The following is a 24,762-nucleotide window of genomic DNA, read 5'->3' as shown; positions in this document are numbered from 1 at the left end:
CCTTTGGTATTGTTAATAGCAACAATTAGATGTTTGAAAATTAAATAGACTTACCTCATCTACTCTCAAAGGTAGAGGCCGCGATAGGAAAGAGTAAGCTATGGGAGATTTAATGGAATCTGTGATCATAGGTTGAAAGGGACTATTGCCGAAATATAAGAATAACCATCTTATTCATATATTGGGACTGCATTGAATAAATGTAGTACTGTCATAAGATTTATTTTATGGAGAGCTATTTGGAGATGTTGATGCGGTTTCTTATTTTGAGGAGATAACAACTCGTTTATTTTTTCAATATATATTTTTCCTAATAAGAAACGCGTGTGAACATTGTTCCGCGCGTTTTTTGTCTATCTAAAAGCGTGCTGCAATGAATAGAAGATTGGGGTTATGAGTTTTAGAGGAAATAAGGGAGGAATTCAAATGTATTTACACGGCACAAGCCGAATCAATGGGCAAGGACACTTAGAAATTGGAGGGTGCGACACGACGCAGCTAGCAAAACAATATGGAACACCACTTTATGTATACGATGAAGAGTCAATTCGAGGAAAGTGCCGCGCGTTTCATCGTGCTTTTAAAGAAAGTGGGTTCTCTTATCAAGTAGCATATGCAAGCAAGGCGTTCTTGTGCATGGAGATGTGCCGAGTAGCTCGTGAAGAGAATATGTCATTAGATGTTGTTTCTGGAGGAGAATTATATACTGCACTACAAGCAGGATTTCCTGCATCGCGCATTCATTTTCATGGCAATAACAAAACAGATGAAGAAATTGTGATGGCTCTTCAGGCGAATATTGGTTGTTTTGTCGTAGATAACTTCTTAGAATTAGAAATTTTGCATGATTTAGCAGTGCAACATGGGAAATTTGTGAACATATTAATTCGTGTAACGCCCGGAGTAGAGGCGCACACACATGAATATATTACAACAGGTCAAGATGATTCAAAATTTGGATTTGGCGTGTCAAATGGTCAAGCGATGCAGGCAATTGAGCTTGCTTTACAAAAATCAAATTATAACGTGTTAGGAATTCATTCACATATCGGATCACAAATATTTGAAACGGCCGGATTTGTGCGAGCGATTGAAGTTCTTCGTCAATTTTTAGAAGAAGTGAGAGAGCGAACAAACTATGTAGTAAAAGTGCTAAATGTGGGGGGAGGATTCGGAATACGCTACACAGAGTCCGATACACCATTAACTCTTGAGACATATGTGCGAGCTGTAACAAGTGCGGTGAGAGAACAATTTACAGTATGTGAATATCCACTACCGGAAATATGGGTTGAACCAGGTCGTAGCATTGTAGGTGATGCTGGAACGACACTTTATACAGTCGGATCTGTGAAGGACATTCCAGGTATTCGGAAATATGTATCAGTGGATGGTGGGATGACTGATAATTTAAGACCTGCTTTATATAACGCTCGTTATGAAGCAATGTTAGCCAATCGAGGGAATGATGAGAACGAGGAAGTTGTTTCGATTGCAGGGAAATGCTGTGAGAGTGGAGATATGTTAATTTGGGATATTACTTTACCGAAAGTTGCCTCTGCCGATTTACTAGCGATTTCTTGTACAGGGGCATATGGGTACTCGATGGCGAATAATTATAATCGGATTCGTAGACCAGCTGTCGTCTTCGTGAAAGGCGGTACATCACAAATTGTTGTAGAGCGCGAAACATATGAAAATATTATTGGGAACGATCGCATACGTATTAAAGAACTTGTTTAAATGAGGAAAAAGGAGTTGTTCGGATGGGCAATTCCTTTTTTGTAAAATAAAATAATTAAAATATATCGGAAAACTAGGATTGAAAAAAATCAGAATTGTGATAAAATACAAATACAAAGCTTATCAAGAGAAGCGGAGGGAACTGGCCCGGCGAAGCTCGGCAACCTGCTTATAGAAAGCAAGGTGCTAAATCCAGCAAAATGGAATCCATTTTGAAAGATAAGGTAAAATATATTACCGAACAGTCTTTTCGAAATGGGAAAGATTTTTTTTATGAATAAAAAGGGGGGGCTGTTCGCGTGAGCGTACGGGAACATTTTGAGGAAGTATCTGAGAAAATTGAAGCGATGCTTGCTGATATGAAATATGGTTCAATTACAATTGTTGTGCAAGATGGAAAAGTCATTCAATTAGAGAAAAGTGAAAAAGTACGTTTAAAGTAAAAAGCGCTGACTAGAAAAACTAGAGGCGGTTTTAACCTATTTCATTAGGTTAAAACCGTCTTTTTGCTTTTACAGGGGGAAAAAACATGTTGACGTATGAAACGTGGGAAGAAAATGATGTTTTATTTTCAGAAGAAGATGAAACGAAAGGCGCGTTATCTGTATTGAGTTGGGCTTATAAAGAATATAAAAGTGAAATTGTATACGCATGTAGCTTCGGAGTGGAAGGGATGGTACTACTGCATCTTATTAACCAAGTAAATCCATCTGCTAAAGTTGTATTTTTGGATACAAATGTTCATTTTCAAGAAACGTATGAATTAATTCAAAAAGTGCGGGAACGATTTCCTTCATTAAATATTATAGAAAAACAGCCAAAACTTACACTTGATGAACAAGCTAACTTGCATGGTAACAAGCTATGGGAAAGCAATCCTAATCTTTGTTGTAAGATTAGGAAAATTTTACCGTTAGAAGAATCATTAGCGAATGAAAAAGCGTGGATATCGGGATTGAGGAGAGAACAATCAGAAACGCGTAAGCATACAAAGTTTATAAATCAAGATCATCGCTTTCAATCTATTAAAGTTTGTCCGCTCATTCATTGGACGTGGAAAGAGGTATGGCGATATGTATACAAGTATAGCTTGCCGTATAACCCATTACATGATATTGGATATCCAAGTATTGGGTGTGAGAAGTGTACGTTGCCTGTAGGAGAGGGTGGCGATTCAAGAGATGGTAGATGGGCTGGGAAAGTGAAAACTGAATGTGGTCTTCATTATCAATAAGATGAATCTTGAAATAAAACTAAGAGGGGATATAGAACATGAGTACAGTAAACGAATTAGTAAACCGTGTAGACGAGACATATGACGTATTACAAATTGAAAAAGAAATTGGGCTAGATAACATTGCGTTAAGTGATTTAGAACTATTAGCGACAGGGGGATATAGCCCGCTTACTGGTTTTTTAGGAAAGAAAGATTATGATTCGGTTGTAGAAACGCTTCGTTTAGCTAATGGGAGCGTTTGGAGTATACCCATTACATTACCAGTAACAGAAGAAGTAGCAGAGACGCTAAAAGTTGGAGAGGAAGTAAAACTTGTTAACGGTGGAAACGTATATGGTGTCATTCAAATAGAAGATATTTTTGTGCCTGATAAGGAAAAAGAAGCGTTACTAGTATATAAAACGACGGATGAGGCTCATCCGGGAGTGAAAAAATTATACGAAAGACCGAACGTTTACGTCGGAGGAGCTATTGTTCTGACGAAACGCTTTGAAAATAATCCGTTTCCTTCTTATCATTTAGACCCAATTGAAACGAGAGAAGAATTTAAAAAACGTGGTTGGAAAACAGTAGTAGGATTTCAAACGAGGAACCCGGTGCATCGTGCCCATGAATACATTCAAAAATCTGCTCTTGAAATTGTAGATGGACTCTTTTTAAATCCGCTCGTTGGGGAAACAAAATCGGACGATATTCCAGCTGATGTAAGGATGGAAAGCTATGAAGTATTACTTCAAAACTATTATCCGAAAGATCGTGTCTTTTTAAGTGTATTCCCTGCGGCAATGCGTTACGCAGGACCGAGGGAAGCAATATTCCATGCATTAGTTAGAAAGAATTTTGGATGTACCCACTTTATCGTAGGGCGCGATCATGCTGGGGTAGGAGATTATTACGGAACTTATGAAGCACAAGAAATTTTTACAAACTTTACAGTGGAAGAGTTAGGGATTACACCGTTATTTTTTGAACATAGTTTTTACTGTACGAAATGTGAAGCGATGGCTTCGACGAAAACATGCCCGCACGGAAAAGAAGATCATGTTATTTTATCGGGTACGAAAGTAAGAGAACTATTAAGAAACGGTGAGATTCCGCCAAGTACATTTAGTCGTAAAGAGGTAGTAGAGGTACTAATTAAAGGTTTGAAAAAAGAAGTAGTAACAGAATAGGGAGAGAATGAGATGGATACGAATATTACTTGGCATACAACTTCTGTTTCAAAAGATGAGAGAAGAGTGAAGAATGGGCATCATAGTTTTGTAATTTGGTTTACTGGTTTATCAGCTTCGGGTAAATCTACAGTAGCGAACGCGGTTGCTCGTAAACTATTTGAAAAGAATATTGGAAACTATGTACTTGATGGAGATAATATACGCCACGGTTTAAATAAAGACTTAGGCTTTTCTGAAAGTGATCGTATGGAAAATATAAGACGGATTGGCGAAGTGGCGAAGTTATTTGTAGATCAAGGGACTGTTGTTCTTACAGCGTTTATTTCACCGTTTCGAGTAGACCGAAAACAAGTTAGAGATCTATTAGCTGCAGATGAATTTATAGAAGTGTTTGTAAAATGTCCAATTGAAGAGTGTGAGAAACGTGATCCGAAAGGGCTTTATAAAAAAGCAAGAAAAGGTGATATTAAAGACTTTACAGGTATCGATTCACCGTATGAGGAACCAGAAAAAGCGGAATTAATTGTAGAAACGAATAAGTATTCTATTGAAGAATGTGCAGAACAAATCGTGAAATACTTACAAGAGCGTAGTTTTATATAGGGGGATAAAAAATGAGTTATGAAAAAGTATGGGCTAACAATGAAAAATTAAATCAAACTGAGAAAAATAAATTAAAAAAAGATGGATTGGAAATCTTTAATGATATTCCTTACTATGCAGAGAATGGCTTCGAATCTATTCCGAAAGAAGAGTGGGACGCATTCAAATGGGCAGGGTTGTATTTACAAAGACCGAAAGAAGCGGGTTATTTTATGATGCGCGTAAATATTCCTTCTGGAATTATTACGAATGCACAGGCAGAAGTGCTTGCTTCTATCGCTGAGGATTATGGACGTGACGTAATCGATATTACGACAAGACAGGCGATTCAGTTTCATTGGTTAGAAATTCATCAAATTCCAGATATTTTTAAAAGATTAGCAAGAGTTGGGTTATCTTCAGCTGGGGCGTGTGGTGATATAACGCGTAATATTACGGGAAATCCACTTGCTGGCATTGATGCAAATGAATTATTTGATACAACGCATATTGTGAAAGAGGTATATGACTACTTCCAACATAATGAAGAGTTTTCTAACTTACCACGTAAATTTAAAATGTCTATTAGTTCTAACATTTATAATTCAGCAAACGCAGAGATTAACTGTGTTGCATTTACACCTGCTACGAAAGAAATAGATGGTGAGAAAAAAGTTGGTTTTCATATAAAAGTAGGCGGTGGGTTATCGGCTCGTCCATATTTAGCTGATGAATTAGATGTATTCGTTTTGCCAGAAGAAGTGAAGGCGGTAGCGATTGCAATTGCTACGATATTCCGTGATTTTGGATATCGTGAAAAACGTCATTTAGCTCGTTTGAAATTTCTTGTTGCAGACTGGGGAGCAGAGAAGTTTAAAGAGAAACTAATAGAATATACAGGACCATTACAAAGTAAAGGAGAAAGTGCTCTTAAAGGCTGGAATGCGGGATACTTTTATGGTGTCCAAGACCAAAAACAAGAGGGACTAAAATATGTAGGTTTTAATGTGCCGGTAGGACGCCTACATGCAGAAGAAATGTTTGAGATTGCAAGAATTGCTAAACAATATGGAAATGGACAAATTCGTACATGCAATTCACAAAATTTCATTATTCCGAATGTTCCGCCAGAAAATGTAACTGGCTTACTAAATGAGCCGTTGTTTGAAGCGATATCAGCAAATCCGAAATCGTTTATTGGTCACGCGGTTTCTTGTACTGGTATTGAATATTGCAATCTTGCATTAGTAGAAACGAAAGAAAGATTACGAAAAATTGCCGAATACTTAGATACACAAATTGCACTCGATGTTCCGGTTCGTATTCATATGGTAGGATGCCCGAATTCATGTGGTCAACGTCAAATTGCTGACATTGGATTACAAGGTGTAAAAATGAAAACGAAGGAAAAAGGAATTGTTGAAGCCTTTGAAATATATGTAGGTGGAACGCTGTTAGATGGTGGTGCTTATAATCAAAAGTTAAAAGGAAAAATAGATGGCGAGGATCTACCTGATGTACTCGCATCATTTATAAGTTATTTCAAAGAAAATAAATTACCAGCTGAAACGTTTTATGATTTTGTAGGCCGTGTTGGTGTAGAGACATTACAAACAGCGTTAAATAACGTGTTAGAAGAAGTAATAGCGTCTTAGGAGGGGCAATATGGATTTATATCGATTTGAAGCGGTATTAGGGAATAGTATTGTTCCAATTGTTGTTGTTGCTGAAAGTGAAGAAAAGGCATTTAAGATGGCGGAGATTGAGCTTGAAAAACATTTTTTACCGTTACCAGAAGTAAAGGAGATTGCTTTATTTGAAAAAAAGAAGATTCGAAAAAGCGCAGCCTTTGTTATTCATGAGTAAGGAACATTGAAATATGAAGAAATGAAAACTTCCATTCCTATATAAGGATGGAAGTTTCACTTTAATAGTAGAAATGAGGAGAGATGATGGGAAAAGTATATATCGTTGGAGCGGGCCCTGGTGATCCAGATTTAATTACTGTAAGAGGATTGAAATGCATTGAGAAAGCAGATGTTATTTTATACGACCGTCTCGTGAATAAAGAATTGCTTTCTTATGCAAAGCCTGAAGCGGATTTAATTTATTGCGGAAAACTACCAAATTATCACACGATGAAGCAAGAGACAATTAACACGTTTCTTATCAAATATGCGAAAAAAGGAAAAGTTGTAACGAGGCTAAAAGGTGGGGATCCATTTGTATTTGGTAGAGGAGGAGAAGAAGCTGAAGCGTTAGCAAAGCAAGGTGTACCGTTTGAAATCGTTCCTGGTATTTCAGCTGGAATAGCTGCTCCTGCTTATGCTGGTATCCCAGTGACACATCGTGATGCAAGTGCAAGTTTTGCTATTGTGACAGGGCATAGAAAAGAAGATGCTGAAGAGGAAGTGAAGTGGGAAAATTTAGCGAAAGGTGTAGAGACTTTAGCTGTATATATGGGGGTTAGCAATTTACCCTACATATGTGAACAACTGATAAAGCATGGAAAAGATAAAAGTACGCCTGCTGCTATTATTGAGCGGGGAACGACATCTATGCAGCGCACAGTTGTTGGGACGTTAGGAACAATTGTAGATGTTGCGAAAAAAGAACAAATTCAAAATCCAAGCATGATTGTAATTGGAGAAGTCGTCCGTTTTAGAGAAAAAATTCATTGGTTTGAGAAACAGACAGAAAGTACGTATCAAGTAAGTGGAGTGTTATAAAATGAAAGCCATCTTATATATATGTCATGGAAGTCGCTTGAAAGCAGCGAAAGAAGAAGCGGTTGCATTTATTACGTCATGTATGAACCGTGTAGAGGCAAGTATTCAAGAAATTTGTTTTTTAGAGTTAGCGAGTCCAACTATTGATGAAGGGTTCCGTACATGTGTGAAGCGTGGTGCTACAGAGATTATTGTTATTCCAGTTTTTTTATTAGCGGCAGGTCATGTGAAAAAAGATATCCCGTTTGAATTGGAAAAGTTAACTAATCAATTTTTGAATGTTAAAGTGACCTATGGTAATCCGTTTGGTGTATCAGAAACACTTGTTAAATCGGTGTATAGCGGAAGTGGCATTGAACAGGAAGATAAGAATGAAGTGACGTTACTTCTCGTTGCAAGAGGGAGCAGTGATCCTGAAGTACTAAAAGATATAAACTGGATCGCTTCTTTATTTCAAACGGAAGAGAAAATTAAAAAAGTAGAAGTTTGTTATTTAGCAGCTGCCGAGCCGAAATTTGAGGAGAAGTTAAAGGAAGTTGTAGAACGAAAAGAAAAGAATATCGTTGTACTGCCTTACTTGTTATTTACAGGTTTGCTTATGAAGCATATTGAAAAAGAAGTACGCCAATATGAGCTAGATGAGATAAAAATAAGTCCATATTTAGGGAAGAATGAAGCGTTTCAGTATATGTTAATTCAGAAAACGAAGAAATTATTGAAGGGAGATCAATATGTATCCACTTACAGTGCGAGTTGAGAAGAAACGTGTTGTTGTCATTGGTGGAGGGAAAGTCGCGGGATTCAAAATTATTCCTTTACTCAAACAAGGTGCAGATATAGTCGTGGTAAGTCCTGAATTGGATGCAAATTTAGTGAAACTTGTAGAAGAAAAGAAAATTCGTTGGTATCAAAGGGAGTATGAAAAAAGTGATATTAAAGACGCCTTTTTAGTTGTTGCAGCGAGTAGTGATGCTGTATTGAATGAACAAATTGCTGAAGATGTCGCAGAGAATCAATTAGTAAATGTTATTACGAATCCGGAAAGTGGTAATGTTCATTTTCCGGCAGCGATTCATCGTGGATTACTGAATGTGGCTGTTTCTACTGGCGGAGCGAGCCCAAAACTTGCAAAAAAAATTCGAGATGATATCGCAAATAAATATGATGAGACGTATGAATCGTATCTTGATTTTTTATACGAAGTTAGAATAAAGGTGAAAGAATTACAAATAGAGAAAAGAGAGAAAAATATATTGTTGCAAGAGGTATTGAAGTCGATATATGTTCAAAATGAACAAAAAAGAGAATTGTTTTTACAAGAATTAGAGAGAAGAGTTCATATAGGATAATGAGTAAATTGTACTTTACAACTATAAAAATATAATTTATAATCACAAGTAACTTCAATAGATGAAATCGATGAGCAAGAAGAGTATGTATATTTGATACGTTCAGAGAGCTGGGGTAAGGTGTGAGCCCGGTACGATAAGATATACAGAATGGGCTTGCGAGAGGTATGTTGAACATTGTAGTAGGCAACCCGGGTTCCGCCGTTAAAAGGATAGAGTATCGGAGTTTTTCCTGTACTTGAACAAGTGGGATTTATCAATCCAATTGAGGTGGTACCACGGTATTAACATTACATATATCGTCCTCTACATGCATATTTGCGTGTAGGGGACTTTTTTATTTTCTAAAGGAGGTGTGCGAGTATGAAATGAAAGTGTATAATTGATAAAAGTTTAAATATTCAGAAAAGGGGAATTTATGATGAAAGAAACACAGCAATGGACGTCGAAAATAGGCTTTGTACTCGCAGCAGCCGGAGCCGCAGTAGGTCTTGGTGCAATATGGAAATTTCCATATGTTGCAGGTAATGGCGGGGGAGGCGCATTCTTCCTTGTATTTTTACTATTAACTTTATTTATAGGTATGCCACTCCTTTTAGCTGAATTTGTTATTGGACGTAGTACGCAAAAAGAGGCAGTTACAGCGTATAAAGTATTGGTGCCAAATAGCAAGTTATATCCTTGGATTGGTCGTATGGGAGTTGTTACTTGTTTTAGTGTACTATCTTTTTATAGTGTTGTAGGTGGATGGATTTTACTTTACTTATACTATAGTGTGACAGGAAGTTTCTGGAATGGAGTGACTGATTATGGGCAATTATTCGGTGAGACGATTTCAAATCCAGTAAGCGCGATTGGAGCGCAATTTGTCTTTATGCTTTGTACGATTTTTGTTGTAAGTAAAGGTGTAGAGAAAGGGATAGAAAAAGCAAGTAAGTATATGATGCCGCTATTATTTATTTTGTTTATTGCAATTATTGTTCGTGCGTTAACACTGGATGGTGCTTTTGCTGGGGTAGAGTTCTTCTTAAAACCAGATTTTTCAAAGCTGACAGCAGATACGATTTTATACGCGATGGGACAATCATTCTTCTCGCTAACAGTTGGGGCCTCGGTAATGGTCACGTATAGTTCTTATTTGAAGAAAGAAGAACATTTAGCAAAATCAGCAACATCTATTGTAAGTTTAACTGTTTTTATTACAGTACTTGCAGGATTAGCAATTTTTCCAGCGATTTTCGCATTAGGTGTTAAGCCGACTGAAGGACCGGGGTTACTATTTATCGTCCTTCCAGCGGTATTTGCGAAAATACCATTTGGACAATTTTTCTTCATTATGTTTTTGGTGTTATTCTTCTTTGCAACGCTAACATCTGCGATTTCCATGCTTGAAATTGTAGTAGCATCTGTTGCGAAAGATAATGAGAAAAAGCGTCCGTCAGCATCATTATTAATTGGCATTCTAATTTTTGCGGTTGGAATTCCGTCAGCGTTATCGTTTGGTATTATGAGTGATGTGAAAATATTTGGGAAAACATTCTTTGACTTAGTCGACTTCTCAGTAAGTAACGTATTGCTGCCGTTAGGGGTACTAGCTATTTCGCTATTCGTACCAAATAAAATGAGTAAAGAAATGTTAATGAAAGAATTAGAAGTTACGGAAACGAAAGGGAAAACATTATTTAATATTTGGTTCTTCTTACTTCGTTATGTTATTCCAGTAACTGTAATTATTGTATTTTTAAATGTGATAGGTGTATTTAAAATGTTTGCATAATAAAAAGACGGAGAAATCTCCGTCTTTTTATTATGTTGTAGGTGTATTTAGTAAGCGATTATATGCTTTGTAGGCTGTGATGACTGCGAGGAATGATCCGATTAAAAATAAAACTGAGCCACCAAATGTAAATATCCGGCCAATAAAAGTCTCTTTAGCTTCTTGTATTTCTTGCTGTAATTGTGTATTCATATAATTCACCTCGTAAACTATAGGCATTTAGTTATAGTCTATGTAGAATGCCTATAGTGTGTGAAGTGGAAATAAAAGAACTCGGTATGCACCGAGTTTTTTTATAATCCGATATAAGGAGATGGATCAACTGCGTTTGTCTTGCCGACATTCCATTCTCCCAGATGAAGTTCGAAGTGTAAATGTTGTCCGTATGATTGGCCAGTATTCCCCATAAATCCAAGTTGAGTTCCTTGTTTTACAGTTTGTCCATTTGATACAGAACGGCTACTCATATGAGCATATACTGTTGTATATGTTTTTCCGTTAATACGGTGAGATAAGTACACAACATTTCCGTAACTAGATGATAATTCTGAGCGAATAACAACGCCATCTGCAGCGGCAATAATTGGAACAGTTCCTGAAGCAGCGATATCGATTCCTTTATGGTTATCTATAGAGCGTACGCCAAAACCAGAAGTTTTTGATCCAGCTGCTGGTTTAATAAATCCTCCGATGTTTGTATCGTGTGGTGTTGGGGCCGCTTGAGCTGTTTGAGCAGATGTAGCAGCTTGTTTACGAGCTTCTTCCGCCTTGCGAGCTTCCTCAGCTTTACGAGCTTCTTCTGCGCGTTTTTCTTCTTCAATTGCCTTTTGAACAGCTTGACGCTGATTTTCTAAAATGCCTTTAGATTCTTCTAATCCTTCAATCTCTGAATCTACTTTTGCTACTTTCGTATGTAGATCGCTAATAAGAGTTTGTTGCTGTTGTTGGTTGTTTTGTAATTCTTGTTGTTTTTGTTCTAATTTTTGCTCGGATTCTTTCAGTTGTTGCTCTTTTTTCTCAACAGCCTCTTTTTCTTTCGTCACAGCATCTTGGTCATTTGTTTGTTTTTTCACAATATCAGTATCATTATTTAAAATTAAACTGACAGAGTACATATTATCAACAAGATCAGCAATGTTTGCAGAATTTGTTAATACTTCCGTAATGATATTTGTGCGAGGTTTTTCTTGCATAGATTGCAGTCGTTGCTTAATAACTTCCTGACGCGTATCTATATTTGTTTGTAATTGCTCTATATGTTTCTTTTTTTCAGTAATTACTTGTTGTGTTTTACTAATTTCTTTTTTTGTATCGTTTAATTCAGCTTCGTTTTTATTAATAGAAGTAGTTAAATCGTCAATTTTCTTTTGTAATTCTTGAATTTCCTTTTCTATTTGTTCTTTCTCGGCTGATTTATTTTGTAAGTCACTTTGTTTTCCTTCTAATTCAGATTGAATATTAGATAATTTATCTTGATTTGTTTCAGCGTATGCGGGTGAAAGTAGTGGAGAAACAAAAATCGTTCCTGCTGCTAAAACACTAAACGCTGCAAATTTCTTTTTCATTGTTGTCTAGCTCCTTTCCCTATGAATGTTATATATCATAAGAAGAAGAGTGTCTATCGTTGTAACCATAATGTAAAGAAAATTTTATAAAATTGCTAAGTTTTGTCGGAATTTATCATTTTTTTACGGTAATTGTAATGGTGATTCTCTTTCTTAATTTGTGTAACAAAGGTGTGTTCTGGATTGCGTTTTGTTAAATAAAGGAATAAACAGGTCTATTTTATGTAGTGAAATTTAATTTGGAAACTTAATAAAATACTAGTAAGGAATCGTTCTCATGTTAGGTTTTCTGACATGGGTTTTATTTTTGTCAAGAAAATTATTTGCGTTCGGGCAAACTTATTTTGTTGTCAGATTTTAAATTTTGATTTATGATTTTTAACAGGGACAAAATGTAGTGAATTGTCGAATAATATGTAATACTCTTAATTTCAAGTTTTATAGATATAGAATGAGAGGTAGAGTGACACATCGAAGAGGGGGTTACAACAAATATGAAAAGAATAGGACTTGCATGGCAAATATTAATAGGACTTGCGTTAGGTATTGCAGTTGGGGCGATTTTCTTTGATAATCCAGCTGTTGTGAAGTACTTACAACCAATTGGTGATATTTTCATCCGATTAATTAAAATGATCGTTGTACCGATTGTTGTAGCAAGTATTGTTGTTGGGGTTGCTGGTGTTGGCGATGTTAAAAAATTAGGTCGACTAGGCGGAAAAACAATTCTTTACTTTGAAATTATTACAACAATTGCAATTATTGTCGGTCTATTAATTGCGAATATTTTCCAACCAGGAAAAGGCGTAAATATGGAGCAGTTAACAAAGACAGATATTTCGAAATATACACATACGACAGAGCAAGTACAAAGTCATTCATTTGCAGATACATTTGTAAATATTGTTCCAACAAACATTGTGAAGTCATTAGCTGACGGAGATATGCTTGCTATTATCTTCTTCTCTGTATTATTTGGTTTAGGTGTAGCAGCAATTGGTGAAAGAGGAAGACCGGTTCTTCAATTTTTCCAAGGTGTAGCTGATGCAATGTTTTACGTAACAAATCAAGTTATGAAATTTGCGCCATTTGGTGTGTTTGCGCTAATTGGAGTTACAGTTTCTACATTTGGTCTCGCTTCGTTAATTCCATTAGGGAAATTATTAATTGTAGTATACGGAGCAATGATTTTCTTCGTTGTAGTCGTATTAGGGATTACAGCAAAAATATTTGGAATTAACATTTTCCAATTCTTTAAGATTTTAAAAGACGAGCTGATCTTAGCATATTCTACAGCTAGTTCAGAAACAGTTTTACCGAAAATCATGGAGAAGATGGAGAAGTTCGGTTGTCCGAAAGCAATTACATCTTTCGTTATTCCGACAGGTTATTCATTTAACTTAGATGGATCAACTTTATATCAAGCAATTGCGGCTATTTTCTTAGCGCAAATGTACGGTATTGATTTATCCATTACACAACAAATCACATTATTACTTGTATTGATGGTTACATCAAAAGGTATCGCGGGTGTACCGGGCGTATCGTTCGTTGTATTATTAGCGACACTTGGTACAGTAGGTATTCCACCTGAAGGTTTAGCGTTTATTGCAGGTATTGACCGTATTCTAGATATGGCTCGTACAGCAGTTAACGTTGTAGGTAACTCTTTAGCAGCTGTAGTTATGTCTAAATGGGAAGGTCAATATGACGCTGAAAAAGGACAAGCCTATTTGAAAGAAATTTCTAATAAGCAAGCAGCTTAATTATAATTTGAACAAGCTCTCACATAATATGTGGGGGCTTTTCTATATAGAAGGGAAGCGGACGTAGTGAAACGTAAATATGGTGACGGTTCTTCGTGGAAGCGATTAATAGAAAAAGATTATACGGTTAAGCAAATAGAAGAGGGAATGCTAGGAATACTGGAAATAAAAAAGGTGAGAGAACCTAGTTGTAAAGAATATGACGGTAAAGAGCTATGTATTGCTGGCAATCAGTATACGTGGATTCAATATTTCATAGACGAGAAAAACTTTGCGATTACCGCTATGTTAGATGATCAAAAGGAATTAGTGCAATATTATATCGATGTGGCGAAAGACTATGAAATAGACGAGCGTGGTTTACCGTATTTTGATGATTTATATTTAGATGTAGTATTATTACCGAATGGTAAAATCTATGTATTGGATGAAGATGAGTTAGAGGATGCTTATAAAAGTGGCGATGTTACAAAAGAAGAGTATGAGTTAGCTTGGTACACTACAAAGTGGATTATAGCTGCAATAAAAAATAGTGAATTTTATTGGATTTCAATATTGGAAGAAGAAATCAAAAAGTTAAAATGATTATTGTATTCAAATTTTTGTATAATTACCAAAAAAATCTATACAAAAAATAATTGACTTTTGTTTTGTAAGCGAGTAAAGTTAGGGAAGAAATTATTATTAAAAAATAAATATGAAACCTTCTTATAAAGAGAGGCGGAGGGACTGGCCCTACGATGCCTCGGCAGCGGACTCGATTTTAGAGTGCTGTGCCAAATCCAGCAAGCATGTGCTTGAAAGATGAGAAGAGCGTTTCTTATAGATGTATAAGACCTCTTCTCGTTGGAAGAGGTCTTTTGTTATTCATTAGAAAAAAGGTTGAAACTAGGGAGAGATGGTACTTTGAAAGAAACGAGAGGAAATGGTTTAGCTTTATTACCACTTGGGATATTTTTGGCGCTATTTATAGGTTCTGGAATTATTACAGGTGATTTTTATAAATTGCCGATACTTGTAGCGATTTCCATTGCTGTAGGAGTCGCTTTAGCGATGAATCGTAAAGAAAGCTTTCATGTAAAAGTAGAAAGATTTGCTAAAGGTGCAGGAAACCCAGATATTATGATTATGGTTCTAATCTTTGTACTTGCAGGAGCATTTTCTGAAACGGCAAAAGGGATGGGCGGCGTTGATTCTACAGTTAACTTAGCGTTATCAATTTTACCGCAAGGATTTATTATAGCTGGAATTTTTGTTATAGGGGCATTTATTTCATTAGCAATGGGAACTTCAATGGGAACAATTGCCGCATTAGCACCGATTGCTGTAGGTATTAGTGGGCAAACTGATATCTCCATTGCGCTTGCAATGGCTACCGTTGTTGGCGGGGCGATGTTTGGTGATAATTTATCATTTATTTCAGATACAACAATCGCAGCTGTACGTTCACAAGGAACAGAAATGAAAGATAAGTTTAAAACGAACTTTTTAATTGTATTACCAGCGGCTATTATTACAATTGTACTATTAGTAATTCTTACTTTAGGAAGCGACACGCAAGTTAAAGCGCATAGCTTTGACTTGATAAAGATTTTACCGTATGCAGGAGTACTTATTACAGCGCTACTTGGTTGGAATGTACTTATTGTATTAACTGGTGGAACTGTACTATCTGGGGTTATCGGTCTTTTAGATGGAAGTTACACGTTAGAGAGCTTCTTTAAAAGTGTAACGACTGGAATGGGCGGCATGATGGAGTTAGTATTACTCGCTATTTTAATTGGCGGTATGGTTGAATTGATCCAATATAATGGTGGTATTCAATATTTAATGAATCTTTTAACGCGTAACATTCGTTCTAAAAAAGGAGCAGAGTTCGGTATCGCTGGTTTAGTAGGGATGACGAATATGTGTACAGCAAATAATACAATTTCTATTATCTTTACAGGTCCACTTGCAAAAAACATTGCAGATCAATATGAAATTGATCCTCGTAAATCAGCGAGTGTATTAGATCTTTTCTCATGCTGTGTGCAAGGATTAATTCCGTATGGTGCACAAATGTTAACGGCAGCAGGATTTGCGGCGTTATCTCCAATTGAATTGTTACCATATGCGTTTTATCCGATTTTAGTTGGAGTATGTGGAATCATTTCTATATTAATTGGTTTCCCGAGGTTTTCTAAAGTAGCGGAAAAGAAAGAGTATCATAAAACAGCATAATAAAAATGAAGTGTATGAAAAGTAACGAAAGCCGTACAGAGAATGTTCTCTGTACGGCTTTTTATGTGCGGGAAAAGAGTGAATGATCCCATGTTACCGTATGTTTTTACAAAAGGCTGAATGCAACTCGGTCTTAAGTCTGAGTTAAAAACGGTTCTTAAGCTCGTTATGGAAAAAAGAAAAAATAGTTAAGATAAGAGTATCAAATCGAAGGGAGGCAAGCACAAGATGAAACAATTTCTAGCGTTTATCGCGGCTGGTATTTTAGCTTTAATTGCTCTTGGTAGTCTTGCTGGTATTGTAGGATTCGCAATCGGAGCAGGAGTTGTGTACTGGAGCTATAAATCATTTGTGCGAGCACAATCATTTTTTGGAAAGTTAGCTTGGGGTATTGTTGGTTTGATCGGCTTGTCCATCGCCCTTTCTCATTCCCCAGCATTAATTGGTATTGCAGCATTAGTAGTTTTATACTACGGATACCGTGAGTGGAAAAAAGAAAAAGATGTAGTTGTTGATTCTGCTCCAGAAAGTTCTAAACCATATAGCAACTTTGAAGATGAGTGGAACAAGTTAATGAAAAACTAATATAAAATCAATCAAATTTATAAAGTAGAAGAGAGGAAGATTATAATGAAACAATCTTTATTCGGACGTGTACGCGATGCAATTTTAGCAGATTTTCATAATGTGTTAGATGAGAAAGAAAGAAAAAATCCAATTGCTATGTTAAACCAATATTTACGTGATAGTGAGCGTGAAATAACAAAAATTGAGAAGTTAATTCAGCGTCATAAAACATTAAAATCTAACTTTGCCCGTGAGCTTGAGCAAGCTCGTTATTTCGTAAATAAAAGATCAAAGCAAGCGCTTATCGCGCAAGAAGCAGGCGAATTACAACTACATGAGCGTGCATTAGAAGAAGTAGCTTACTATGAAGGGCAAGTAACTCGATTAGAAGAAATGTATGCAGGTGTTGTAGAGCAAATCGATGAGTTAGAGCGTCGTCTTTCTGAAATGAAAAATAAATTAAAAGAAATGCACGCAAAACGTATGGAATTAATGGCACGTGAAAATATGGCACATGCAAATCGTCGTATGAATACTGCGATGCATAAAATGGATGAAAATAATCCATTCTTACGCTTTGAGGAAATTGAAGAGCATATTCGTGACTTAGAAACTCGTATGAATGAGGAGCATGAACGTGACACATTTGATATGAAAATTGCAAAGCTTGAGCGTGAAATGAAAGAAAAGAATGATGTATCGTTAACGAAAGAGTTAACAAAATAATAGTAGTATATTATAAAACAGGCTTATGATATAGTGATAGGAGAAAAGGTGTTGGAAAGCAATGCCTTTTCTTCTATGTATATGTGACAAGAAGGGGGGAGCTGAAATGAAGAAACATTTTTCAAAGACACAATTAATGGGGATGCTCCTCATCATATTTGGATTCGGTCTTTTTCTTGATATGATACTTGGACATTTTGAACCAGGTGGTCTCATTTTTGCATTTATTATGCTTATGTTTGGAAGACATTATCGTAAAAAGAATCGTTATGTACGGGGAAATGTATTTTTATTTATTGGTGGTATCGTATTTTTATTCTTCTTATTTTCATCAGCAGCATTTGTTCTTGTCGTATTTGCTTGTTTAGCTTTAATTGGTTATCAATTGATTCAACAAGGACATAAGCAAAAGGCAATGAAGGTTGAAATTAAAGAAAAAGGGATTATAGACGAAGAGAAGCAAATATATCGTACAGAACCATATTTGAAAAATATGTTTGTAGGCAATGTACGAATGATGGATCATATTTATGAACTTGAGGATATAAATGTTCAATATGGTGCTTGTGATGTGGAAATAGATTTAACAACTGCCATGATTCCAGAAGGAGAAACGGTAATTGTTATTCGGGGTGTCGTTGGTAATATTCGTTTATATGTGCCATATGATATTGAACTGTCTTTAAATCATTCTGTTATTGTCGGACGTGTGCTCTTGCCAGGTCATGAGGAGACAGGGTTTAACCGCAATGTTACATTTAGAACAGAGCAGTATAAAGAGGCTCCTCGTCGTATTAAAATTATTTCTTCGCTTGTCGTAGGCGATACGGAAGTGAGGAAAGTATAATGAAGAAACAAAAAAATATTTCGTGGATGTATATTCGTTATTCTATGTTGTCCTCAGTTAGTATCGCACTCATTTGTACAATTGTATATGTATGGAAAAGTGAGCAACAAGTATATGATTTATTATGGAAGGAATCCATCGCTTCTGTTCCAATTGGCTTGTTTATTATGACTACAAGTTTACTTATCGGGGGAATTGTAGGATATGCAATCGGTTACTATATAGAGCAGCGTATACAAGGGTTAAATACGTTTCTATTTGAAGTGGAGCGAGGGAATTTTCCAAGCGATGTTTCGTTTACTGCAGATGATGAATTTCATGAAGTGGAACGAAAAGTAATCGGTCTGGCTCGTCGATTAGAGGAGCAAGCTGGACTCTTTCAAAAAGTAACGAATGAACGAGCTCATTGGAATGAAGAGATGAGACAAGAAGCGATTTCCCAAGAAAGGCATCGATTGGCGAGGGAGCTGCATGATTCTGTAAGTCAGCAGCTTTTTGCAATGTCGATGATGATGTCGGCTATTAATGAACAAGTAGCTGAATTTCCAGAAACGACGAAAAAGCAGTTACAGCTCGTTGAAAATATGGTTGTAAATGCACAATCAGAGATGAGAGCATTGCTTCTTCATTTACGCCCAGTACAGTTAGAAGGTAAGAAACTAACAGAAGGTATAGAAGAATTATTAACAGAACTATCTAGAAAGCAACATATGAAAATTGAATGGTTAATTGAACCGATTCAATTAAAAAAAGGTGTAGAAGATCACTTATTCCGCATTGTACAAGAGGCGCTATCTAACACTTTACGTCATGCGAAGGCAAAGAAAACGGAAGTGCGTCTTCGAAAAATTGATCAATATGCAATATTGAAAATTATTGATGATGGTGTAGGTTTTAAAGTAGGAGTGAATAAGGCTGGTTCTTACGGATTAAGGTCAATACAAGAGCGTGTTCATGAAATTGGTGGGACATTAAAGGTACTTAGTTTTCCGAATAAAGGTACACAAATAGAAGTAAAAGTACCGATTATGATTGAGAGAGGGGGAGAATCATGATTAAAGTATTACTAGTGGATGATCATGAAATGGTTCGAATGGGTGTATCAGCATATTTATCAACGCAGCCAGATATTGAAGTAGTTGGAGAAGCTGAAAATGGAAGAAAAGGTTCAGAGTTAGCTTTGCAATTAAGGCCGGATATTATTTTGATGGACCTTGTCATGGATGAGATGGATGGTGTTGAAGCAACACGTGCTATTATTCAAGAATGGCCAGAAGCAAAAATTGTAGTTGTAACGAGCTTTTTAGATGATGAGAAATTGTATCCTGTTATTGAGGCCGGAGCGACAAGTTATTTATTAAAAACATCAAGAGCGAGTGATATAGCAGACGCTGTACGAGCTACTTATGATGGAGAAACGGTATTAGAGCCGAAAGTTACTGGTAAAATGATGTCTCGTATGCGTCAGAAGAAAGAACAACCTTTGCATGAGGAGTTAACAGAAAGAGAGTCTGAAATTTTGTTATTAATTGCAGAGGGGAAAAGTAATCAAGAGATTGCAGACGAGTTGTTTATTGCCCTCAAAACAGTAAAGACACATGTGAGCAATATATTAAATAAGCTAAATGTAAGTGACCGGACACAGGCGGTTATTTATGCTTTTCGACATCAATTGACGAAATGATAAAGTGAAATTTTAACCAGTGGGGTGATCCCCACTGGTTATTAGTTTGTACAAAATCTTTTTATTGACGCTAATAAATGTAAGCGTTATCATTTAGTTGTTAACAGTACATACAAAGGGGAGAATGTATATGCTAGTTCAAACGATATTTGGCATGGATAAATCAAAAAAATTAGGGGATTATGTGAACGCATTACAAGCGCTTTGTGAACAATATAATGTTGAAACAGATAAAATTGCAATTGTTGAGGCGACAGAAGAGTACTATTTATTTTTAATAAAGCAAGAAGAGTGCTACGATGTTGTCAAAGTAGAAACAGTGGATACAAATATCGACTATTATACGAAAGCGTATAAAATAAGCAGTTTTAATCATACTGCTTATCAAAAGTAAAAAACTCCCTTTTGGGAGTTTTTTTAGGATGCTTTTACTTCACGAGATTCGGTTAGTAAGGGAACTTTTTTCGCGCCACTTAGCTTAGCGATTGCAAGGCCAATAAGAGCTCCGGATAATGCAGGTATTAGCCAGCCTATGCCTTCATTATATAAAGGGATAAATTCAAAATATGATGTGATAAATGAAACTGAAATACCCCCTTGTTTTAATCCATCAAATACGCTCACTATAGCTGCTCCAATTAAAGCACCTACATAAACAGAACGATATCCACCAAAATATTTATGAAGTAACGATAGTAGAACAAGTACAATCGCAACTGGATATACAACGAGTAGAATTGGAACAGAGATGGAAATGATTTTTGTTAAACCTAAGTTGGCAACTAATAATCCCAATACACAAATGATACTTGCGAACGTTTTGTATGAAAATTTAGTCAATAATGTCGAGAAATATTGACTACATGCAGATACAAGTCCAACACATGTTGTTAAGCAAGCGAGTGTAACGATAAGAGATAATAAAAGTAGACCATATGGACCGAATAATTGTTGTACGATCACAGTAAGTAATTGTCCACCATTCTTTGCATATCCGAGCGAGACGCTAGTTGCACCGAGCCAGCCAAGCGCACCATATACAAGTACGAGGCCAGTAGCAGCAATAAGTCCAGCTTTGGCTGTTGCGATGGCAATGGATTTACGATCCTTTACACCTTTAGAGCGAATGGTATTTACAACGATAATTCCAAATGCAAGTGCTGAAATGGTATCCATCGTTAAGTATCCTTCCATAAAGCCTTTGAAAATCGGAGAAGTTTGATACTCTTGCATTGCAGGTCCGGATTGTCCAAGTGGTGTAAATACACTTTTAACAAATAATAAGAAAATAGAGAGTAATAAAATAGGTGTTAATATATTTCCAATACGATCTACAAGTTTAGATGGATTCAAACTCAGCCAATATACGATAGCAAAGAAGATGATTGTATATACAAAAAGTACGAGGTTGCTAGAGCGAATCGTTTCTGGTAAGAAAGAACTAGCGCCCATTTCATAAGCGACATTTGCAACGCGTGGAATACCCATAGAAGGGCCAATGGCGATGTATACAACTACCGTAAAGAATATTCCGAATAATGGGTGAACATGACTTGCAAGTTGTTGCATACCATTTCCTGATAAAGAAATTGCGATAACTGTTAGTAGTGGTAAACCGACTCCTGTTAGTAAAAATCCAATCATTGCCGGCCAAAAGTTTTCACCTGCATTTTGTCCAAGCATGGGAGGGAAAATTAAATTACCTGCCCCAAAAAATAAAGAAAATAGCATAAGACCCGTGAAAAAAATATGTTTTTTTGATACAGTGTTCATTGTTTTTCCTCCTTTTTTAAAATTCATTTGTAAGAACACAAAAAACTCGTCCCTAAAGAAAGGGACGAGTTATATTTACCCGCGATACCACCCTAATTTATACATGTAGAAATAATTCTATATGTATACGGCTTTGCAACGTACAACATGATACGTGTTCCTTGTAACGGGGGACAGCCGGTAAGAACTTACTATAACATTCGGTTCTACTTCTCGGAGATGATTTTCGGCTACGCACTGAACGTTGGCTTTCAGCAAATCGCCAACTCTCTGGGGAACAGTTCTATAACGTACTCGTTCTCGTCAATGAATTTTTATTCAAGTATTCTGACAGTATTGTTACATTTTTTTTTTAGAAAGTCAATATATTTTTTAATAAAATATATATATGCGGAAATGTTATTTGTTTTGAAATGAATAGTTGATGTAAATTGAATTGTAAAACAGAAGTAAAAATTTGCGGAGAATTGTAAAAATTATAGAGAAAGTTGATATTTATAGGAGTAAAGAAGGGATTATTTGAATTTACAGAGAATAATACAACAATCCACTTGCTGGAAAGAACAAACCAAAAGAGGTGACTGGAATGCTTGCGATGGGAGTATTATTTGGCATTATTGCTATAATTGGTTTTATGTGGTTATATTATTCGCGTTCGTTTAAACAAGCAGAAGTTTTACTCTTTCAAAAAGGTAGTTTGTTGACAAATCAGTCTAGATATTTAGTATGTCCGAAGTGTGGAAGTGCACAGGCCAGAAGTGGAGGGTATCAAGAGTGTTGCAAAATTAGATTATGAAAGAAGGAAGCCTCACATTATTTTGTGAGGCTTCCTTCCTTACAACTTCATGGCGCTCCAAATGGTCCACCGATCCCTTTCGATAATAGGAGAGACGTTTTGTAAGGCAGTCTGTACTTGTTGTAGAAGTTGAGAAAGTTCATAATCTGTTAATTCGTATAGAATGGATCGACCTGTTCGGGGGGATAAATCTTGCAATAATGCTTCGACAGACTCATGTATTTTTCGTACTTCCCATTGTGTTTGAGTGGGGAACACGTGAAGAAAATATTTTTGTAATTCTTGTTGTATCGTGGTGGTTTTTGGTCGTCTTTTTGATTCTATTTCGATAAGTTTCGGAAATATAGAGAAAAAATATCCACGAATGTGTTCAGGGCTTCCAGGAATTGTACAATCTTCAATGGTTCGGTCTTGTACAATAAGTACACCGTTTTTCTTTAATATACGAGAAGCTTCACGTAGAAATGTAGGAATGTCTTGCAAATGATGAATAACCGCACGCGAAATAACAATGTCGAATGTATCGTTAGGATATGGAGTACTATGTGCATCACCGTGAATGAATGAAATATTTGAAAATCCACTACAGTTTTCTTTTGCAGCTTGTAATATTTCTTTTGAAAAATCAAGCCCAACAACACTTTTTGCTCCCATAAGAGCAAGTTCTTTCGTATAAATCCCGCCACCACAGCCGATATCAATTATTCTTTTGTTTTGTATGTCTGTAATATTTTTTATCATTTCTCTCCAAGAAATATGGGCGTTTCGCTGTGCGTATGTGTATTTATTATTTGCATCGTGAAAATTAATGGGCATGAAAAAGACCTCCTTTCAATGCTTAGTATAGCGTATTTTATAGTGTGTCACGTTTTTGTTTTTTATATGAAGATTATAAGAATTTCTTATTGTAAAAGGAGGATTCAGTTGAAAAGGAAATATGTATTGTTGTTATTTGCTATGTTACTAGCATCTTGTAGTCAAGTTGAGCAAAAAAAAGAAACAAAAAAAGTGGAAGAGACGGTGAATGAAGTGAAAGAAACAATAGAGGTAACCGTTATACAAAAAAAAGATAAAGAGAAAAAGTTACAGGAATCTGAAGCTAATGTAGTAATAGACATTATAGATAAAGCTGAAAAACAAGAAATAACAGGTAGCTTCGGTGAACCTGAATATGAAATACAAATTAGTAGAGATGGGAAAAAGGAAACATATTATGCATGGCTAAGAGGAGAGGATAGACGAGGATGGATACAACATAAGAAAGCTATGTATATGCTGGATAAAAAAGATACAGAAAAGCTTTTGGCTATATTTCCAAATGTATCAGAACAAAAAGAAGGTGAGATACAAGTAGGTCCTTTAACGGAAGTAACGAAAAAAGATTTGCAGATTACCGCGTTTCATATTAAAGCGGGCTATCAAAAAGTGAATTATACAGTACGGTATACGATTTCACAATCACTATACAACAAGTTAGAGAAGGAACAAAAATACTATTTGCAGGTTATTTTTCCAGAAAAAGTTCAAAAATTAATTGGAGCAAAAGAGAGTGAAAAAATCTTAGGAGAAAAGGTAAAGGAAGGATATAAACAGTATGAATTGCATGCTACTGTTCCGGTACAAGGTGCTTCAGAATCACAATTAAAGTCATTAGAAACATATTATAAAAATTATGATTTAAAAATATTAAATAGTAAACAAGAAAAAATAGGTGTTTTTCAAAATATTATTCAAATTGTTAAAGAGTATGGTGAAAAAATGAATTTACAAAGATAAAGTGAATCTTTATTTAGTCCTTACGGATTGGGGTGAATAAAAATTTGTCAATTTTATATGTACTTTCCTAGGAAATGATAATAGAGAGGGGACGCCCCTCTCTATTACTTTGCTTTTGCAGATGGCTCATTCATTGATTTTCGTGTAATAAGGAAAGAAATCATAAGAGCGGAAAGGATGATAAGGGCAATAAATACGTGATTGGGCAACAAATCTATTAATAATACGTAACTAACGGTATAAAAAATAAGAGTTGAAGCTAAAAACGATAGAGCGCCTATTATGAGAGATTGTAAATTCAATTGTGTGCACCTCCTTTTATTTATATTTTTGGCTAAAAATGGATTATATAAACATTATTTCTAACAATAGAAAAAAATATGTCATAATAGAGAAAAGAACAAGCTTTGATGAATGTATATGATTCATTAATGAAAGATAAAGGAG

27 protein-coding genes, 3 riboswitches and 2 other annotated features are annotated in these 24,762 nt (G+C 35.9%); of the genes, 22 read left to right on the top strand and 5 right to left on the bottom strand.

The window, feature by feature from the left end; genetic code table 11:
• Positions 1-64: 64 nt before the first annotated feature.
• A riboswitch (Lysine riboswitch) is annotated at positions 65-246 on the top strand.
• A gap of 180 nt (positions 247-426) precedes the next feature.
• The 11 genes from lysA (at position 427) to ACTFNE_RS15835 (ending at position 10,592) form a co-directional block, all read left to right on the top strand.
• Positions 427-1,743, top strand: coding sequence for a diaminopimelate decarboxylase (gene lysA / locus ACTFNE_RS15885; protein WP_046197239.1), 1,317 nt, complete (start codon positions 427-429; stop codon positions 1,741-1,743).
• A 117-nt stretch (positions 1,744-1,860) separates the two neighbouring features.
• A riboswitch (SAM riboswitch) is annotated at positions 1,861-1,969 on the top strand.
• A 73-nt stretch (positions 1,970-2,042) separates the two neighbouring features.
• Positions 2,043-2,186 carry a YezD family protein gene (locus ACTFNE_RS15880; RefSeq protein WP_000116161.1) on the top strand — a complete coding sequence of 48 codons (144 nt, stop codon included), beginning with the start codon at positions 2,043-2,045 and terminating at the stop codon, positions 2,184-2,186.
• A gap of 86 nt (positions 2,187-2,272) precedes the next feature.
• Entirely contained in the window at positions 2,273-2,977 is a 705-nt protein-coding gene (gene cysH, locus ACTFNE_RS15875; RefSeq protein ID WP_046197240.1) for a phosphoadenylyl-sulfate reductase, read from the top strand.
• Between the two features lie 38 nt (positions 2,978-3,015).
• Entirely contained in the window at positions 3,016-4,152 is a 1,137-nt protein-coding gene (sat, locus tag ACTFNE_RS15870) for a sulfate adenylyltransferase (RefSeq protein ID WP_000108788.1), read from the top strand.
• A 12-nt stretch (positions 4,153-4,164) separates the two neighbouring features.
• Positions 4,165-4,758: an adenylyl-sulfate kinase gene (cysC, locus tag ACTFNE_RS15865; protein WP_000380525.1), complete on the top strand. Its 594-nt coding sequence runs from the start codon at positions 4,165-4,167 to the stop codon at positions 4,756-4,758.
• 11 nt (positions 4,759-4,769) lie between these two features.
• Positions 4,770-6,392 (top strand): nitrite/sulfite reductase, encoded by a 1,623-nt coding sequence (locus tag ACTFNE_RS15860; protein WP_270706227.1) that lies wholly within the window; start codon positions 4,770-4,772, stop codon positions 6,390-6,392.
• Positions 6,393-6,402: 10 nt separating this feature from the next.
• Positions 6,403-6,603, top strand: a complete 201-nt coding sequence (locus ACTFNE_RS15855; RefSeq protein ID WP_046197242.1) for a DUF3906 family protein — start codon at positions 6,403-6,405, stop codon at positions 6,601-6,603.
• Positions 6,604-6,689: 86 nt separating this feature from the next.
• A complete protein-coding gene (gene cobA, locus ACTFNE_RS15850) occupies positions 6,690-7,466 on the top strand; it encodes a uroporphyrinogen-III C-methyltransferase (protein WP_270706238.1) in 777 nt (258 codons plus the stop codon).
• Between the two features lies 1 nt (position 7,467).
• A complete protein-coding gene (locus ACTFNE_RS15845) occupies positions 7,468-8,223 on the top strand; it encodes a sirohydrochlorin chelatase (RefSeq protein WP_000644366.1) in 756 nt (251 codons plus the stop codon).
• Positions 8,198-8,815, top strand: coding sequence for an NAD(P)-binding protein (locus ACTFNE_RS15840; RefSeq protein ID WP_000283343.1), 618 nt, complete (start codon positions 8,198-8,200; stop codon positions 8,813-8,815). Before ACTFNE_RS15845 ends, ACTFNE_RS15840 begins: the two co-directional genes overlap by 26 nt.
• A gap of 61 nt (positions 8,816-8,876) precedes the next feature.
• Positions 8,877-9,125, top strand: a binding site (T-box leader).
• A gap of 111 nt (positions 9,126-9,236) precedes the next feature.
• Positions 9,237-10,592 carry a sodium-dependent transporter gene (locus ACTFNE_RS15835; protein ID WP_000665448.1) on the top strand — a complete coding sequence of 452 codons (1,356 nt, stop codon included), beginning with the start codon at positions 9,237-9,239 and terminating at the stop codon, positions 10,590-10,592.
• A 30-nt stretch (positions 10,593-10,622) separates the two neighbouring features.
• Here the strand turns inward: ACTFNE_RS15835 and ACTFNE_RS15830 are convergent, their stop codons facing one another.
• Positions 10,623-10,784, bottom strand: coding sequence for a hypothetical protein (locus ACTFNE_RS15830; protein WP_175543867.1), 162 nt, complete (start codon positions 10,782-10,784; stop codon positions 10,623-10,625).
• A 101-nt stretch (positions 10,785-10,885) separates the two neighbouring features.
• On the bottom strand, positions 10,886-12,157 hold the full coding sequence (locus ACTFNE_RS15825; protein ID WP_074564876.1) for a murein hydrolase activator EnvC family protein: 1,272 nt from the start codon (positions 12,155-12,157) through the stop codon (positions 10,886-10,888).
• A gap of 494 nt (positions 12,158-12,651) precedes the next feature.
• Here ACTFNE_RS15825 and gltP point away from each other — a divergent pair, with 494 nt between their 5' ends.
• The 9 genes from gltP (at position 12,652) to ACTFNE_RS15780 (ending at position 20,364) form a co-directional block, all read left to right on the top strand.
• On the top strand, positions 12,652-13,923 hold the full coding sequence (gene gltP / locus ACTFNE_RS15820) for a glutamate/aspartate:proton symporter GltP (protein ID WP_048553726.1): 1,272 nt from the start codon (positions 12,652-12,654) through the stop codon (positions 13,921-13,923).
• A gap of 66 nt (positions 13,924-13,989) precedes the next feature.
• Positions 13,990-14,508, top strand: a complete 519-nt coding sequence (locus tag ACTFNE_RS15815) for a DUF402 domain-containing protein (protein ID WP_270706226.1) — start codon at positions 13,990-13,992, stop codon at positions 14,506-14,508.
• A gap of 120 nt (positions 14,509-14,628) precedes the next feature.
• A riboswitch (SAM riboswitch) is annotated at positions 14,629-14,734 on the top strand.
• A 95-nt stretch (positions 14,735-14,829) separates the two neighbouring features.
• Positions 14,830-16,146 carry a Na+/H+ antiporter NhaC family protein gene (locus tag ACTFNE_RS15810; RefSeq protein WP_074609402.1) on the top strand — a complete coding sequence of 439 codons (1,317 nt, stop codon included), beginning with the start codon at positions 14,830-14,832 and terminating at the stop codon, positions 16,144-16,146.
• Between the two features lie 228 nt (positions 16,147-16,374).
• Positions 16,375-16,731 carry a lmo0954 family membrane protein gene (locus ACTFNE_RS15805; RefSeq protein WP_000808648.1) on the top strand — a complete coding sequence of 119 codons (357 nt, stop codon included), beginning with the start codon at positions 16,375-16,377 and terminating at the stop codon, positions 16,729-16,731.
• A gap of 45 nt (positions 16,732-16,776) precedes the next feature.
• The gene (locus ACTFNE_RS15800; RefSeq protein WP_000814146.1) at positions 16,777-17,439 is read left to right on the top strand and encodes a PspA/IM30 family protein; all 663 of its coding nucleotides are present in this window, start codon (positions 16,777-16,779) and stop codon (positions 17,437-17,439) included.
• A 106-nt stretch (positions 17,440-17,545) separates the two neighbouring features.
• Complete coding sequence (gene liaF, locus ACTFNE_RS15795; RefSeq protein ID WP_000716087.1) at positions 17,546-18,286, top strand: cell wall-active antibiotics response protein LiaF; 741 nt, start codon at positions 17,546-17,548, stop codon at positions 18,284-18,286.
• Positions 18,286-19,341 (top strand): sensor histidine kinase, encoded by a 1,056-nt coding sequence (locus ACTFNE_RS15790; RefSeq protein ID WP_000744320.1) that lies wholly within the window; start codon positions 18,286-18,288, stop codon positions 19,339-19,341. Before liaF ends, ACTFNE_RS15790 begins: the two co-directional genes overlap by 1 nt.
• Positions 19,338-19,970, top strand: a complete 633-nt coding sequence (locus ACTFNE_RS15785; protein ID WP_000598709.1) for a response regulator — start codon at positions 19,338-19,340, stop codon at positions 19,968-19,970. Before ACTFNE_RS15790 ends, ACTFNE_RS15785 begins: the two co-directional genes overlap by 4 nt.
• A 124-nt stretch (positions 19,971-20,094) precedes the next feature.
• Positions 20,095-20,364, top strand: a complete 270-nt coding sequence (locus ACTFNE_RS15780) for a DUF3992 domain-containing protein (protein WP_001997062.1) — start codon at positions 20,095-20,097, stop codon at positions 20,362-20,364.
• Positions 20,365-20,387: 23 nt separating this feature from the next.
• On the opposite strand, the gene brnQ3 is transcribed toward ACTFNE_RS15780, so the two are convergent.
• Positions 20,388-21,743: a branched-chain amino acid transport system II carrier protein BrnQ3 gene (gene brnQ3, locus ACTFNE_RS15775; protein ID WP_046197246.1), complete on the bottom strand. Its 1,356-nt coding sequence runs from the start codon at positions 21,741-21,743 to the stop codon at positions 20,388-20,390.
• A 57-nt stretch (positions 21,744-21,800) separates the two neighbouring features.
• Positions 21,801-22,059, bottom strand: a binding site (T-box leader).
• A gap of 270 nt (positions 22,060-22,329) precedes the next feature.
• Between brnQ3 and ACTFNE_RS15770 the strand changes: the two genes are divergently transcribed.
• On the top strand, positions 22,330-22,539 hold the full coding sequence (locus tag ACTFNE_RS15770) for a hypothetical protein (RefSeq protein WP_000880630.1): 210 nt from the start codon (positions 22,330-22,332) through the stop codon (positions 22,537-22,539).
• A gap of 39 nt (positions 22,540-22,578) precedes the next feature.
• On the opposite strand, the gene ACTFNE_RS15765 is transcribed toward ACTFNE_RS15770, so the two are convergent.
• Entirely contained in the window at positions 22,579-23,355 is a 777-nt protein-coding gene (locus ACTFNE_RS15765) for a class I SAM-dependent methyltransferase (RefSeq protein ID WP_001122122.1), read from the bottom strand.
• 108 nt (positions 23,356-23,463) lie between these two features.
• Between ACTFNE_RS15765 and ACTFNE_RS15760 the strand changes: the two genes are divergently transcribed.
• Positions 23,464-24,315: a hypothetical protein gene (locus tag ACTFNE_RS15760; protein ID WP_270706225.1), complete on the top strand. Its 852-nt coding sequence runs from the start codon at positions 23,464-23,466 to the stop codon at positions 24,313-24,315.
• Positions 24,316-24,419: 104 nt separating this feature from the next.
• Here the strand turns inward: ACTFNE_RS15760 and ACTFNE_RS15755 are convergent, their stop codons facing one another.
• Positions 24,420-24,617, bottom strand: coding sequence for a hypothetical protein (locus tag ACTFNE_RS15755; protein WP_046197248.1), 198 nt, complete (start codon positions 24,615-24,617; stop codon positions 24,420-24,422).
• Positions 24,618-24,762: the final 145 nt, after the last annotated feature.

The organism is Bacillus cereus group sp. MYBKT111-2, from assembly GCF_051915205.1.
Lineage (GTDB): Bacteria > Bacillota > Bacilli > Bacillales > Bacillaceae_G > Bacillus_A > Bacillus_A paranthracis.
The sequence above is the reverse complement of the archived record's forward strand: the minus strand, read 5'-3'. Positions and strand labels throughout refer to the sequence as shown.

Excerpts from the sequence above, each read along its gene's own strand:
- lysA (WP_046197239.1), top strand. The coding sequence starts at position 427 with ATGTATTTACACGGCACAAGCCGAATCAATGGGCAAGGACACTTAGAA.
- cysH (WP_046197240.1), top strand. The coding sequence starts at position 2,273 with ATGTTGACGTATGAAACGTGGGAAGAAAATGATGTTTTATTTTCAGAA.
- sat (WP_000108788.1), top strand. The coding sequence starts at position 3,016 with ATGAGTACAGTAAACGAATTAGTAAACCGTGTAGACGAGACATATGAC.
- cysC (WP_000380525.1), top strand. The coding sequence starts at position 4,165 with ATGGATACGAATATTACTTGGCATACAACTTCTGTTTCAAAAGATGAG.
- ACTFNE_RS15860 (WP_270706227.1), top strand. The coding sequence starts at position 4,770 with ATGAGTTATGAAAAAGTATGGGCTAACAATGAAAAATTAAATCAAACT.
- ACTFNE_RS15855 (WP_046197242.1), top strand. The coding sequence starts at position 6,403 with ATGGATTTATATCGATTTGAAGCGGTATTAGGGAATAGTATTGTTCCA.
- cobA (WP_270706238.1), top strand. The coding sequence starts at position 6,690 with ATGGGAAAAGTATATATCGTTGGAGCGGGCCCTGGTGATCCAGATTTA.
- ACTFNE_RS15845 (WP_000644366.1), top strand. The coding sequence starts at position 7,468 with ATGAAAGCCATCTTATATATATGTCATGGAAGTCGCTTGAAAGCAGCG.
- ACTFNE_RS15840 (WP_000283343.1), top strand. The coding sequence starts at position 8,198 with ATGTATCCACTTACAGTGCGAGTTGAGAAGAAACGTGTTGTTGTCATT.
- ACTFNE_RS15835 (WP_000665448.1), top strand. The coding sequence starts at position 9,237 with ATGAAAGAAACACAGCAATGGACGTCGAAAATAGGCTTTGTACTCGCA.
- ACTFNE_RS15830 (WP_175543867.1), bottom strand. The coding sequence starts at position 10,784 with ATGAATACACAATTACAGCAAGAAATACAAGAAGCTAAAGAGACTTTT.
- ACTFNE_RS15825 (WP_074564876.1), bottom strand. The coding sequence starts at position 12,157 with ATGAAAAAGAAATTTGCAGCGTTTAGTGTTTTAGCAGCAGGAACGATT.
- gltP (WP_048553726.1), top strand. The coding sequence starts at position 12,652 with ATGAAAAGAATAGGACTTGCATGGCAAATATTAATAGGACTTGCGTTA.
- ACTFNE_RS15805 (WP_000808648.1), top strand. The coding sequence starts at position 16,375 with ATGAAACAATTTCTAGCGTTTATCGCGGCTGGTATTTTAGCTTTAATT.
- ACTFNE_RS15800 (WP_000814146.1), top strand. The coding sequence starts at position 16,777 with ATGAAACAATCTTTATTCGGACGTGTACGCGATGCAATTTTAGCAGAT.
- liaF (WP_000716087.1), top strand. The coding sequence starts at position 17,546 with ATGAAGAAACATTTTTCAAAGACACAATTAATGGGGATGCTCCTCATC.
- ACTFNE_RS15790 (WP_000744320.1), top strand. The coding sequence starts at position 18,286 with ATGAAGAAACAAAAAAATATTTCGTGGATGTATATTCGTTATTCTATG.
- ACTFNE_RS15785 (WP_000598709.1), top strand. The coding sequence starts at position 19,338 with ATGATTAAAGTATTACTAGTGGATGATCATGAAATGGTTCGAATGGGT.
- ACTFNE_RS15780 (WP_001997062.1), top strand. The coding sequence starts at position 20,095 with ATGTATATGCTAGTTCAAACGATATTTGGCATGGATAAATCAAAAAAA.
- brnQ3 (WP_046197246.1), bottom strand. The coding sequence starts at position 21,743 with ATGAACACTGTATCAAAAAAACATATTTTTTTCACGGGTCTTATGCTA.
- ACTFNE_RS15770 (WP_000880630.1), top strand. The coding sequence starts at position 22,330 with ATGCTTGCGATGGGAGTATTATTTGGCATTATTGCTATAATTGGTTTT.
- ACTFNE_RS15765 (WP_001122122.1), bottom strand. The coding sequence starts at position 23,355 with ATGCCCATTAATTTTCACGATGCAAATAATAAATACACATACGCACAG.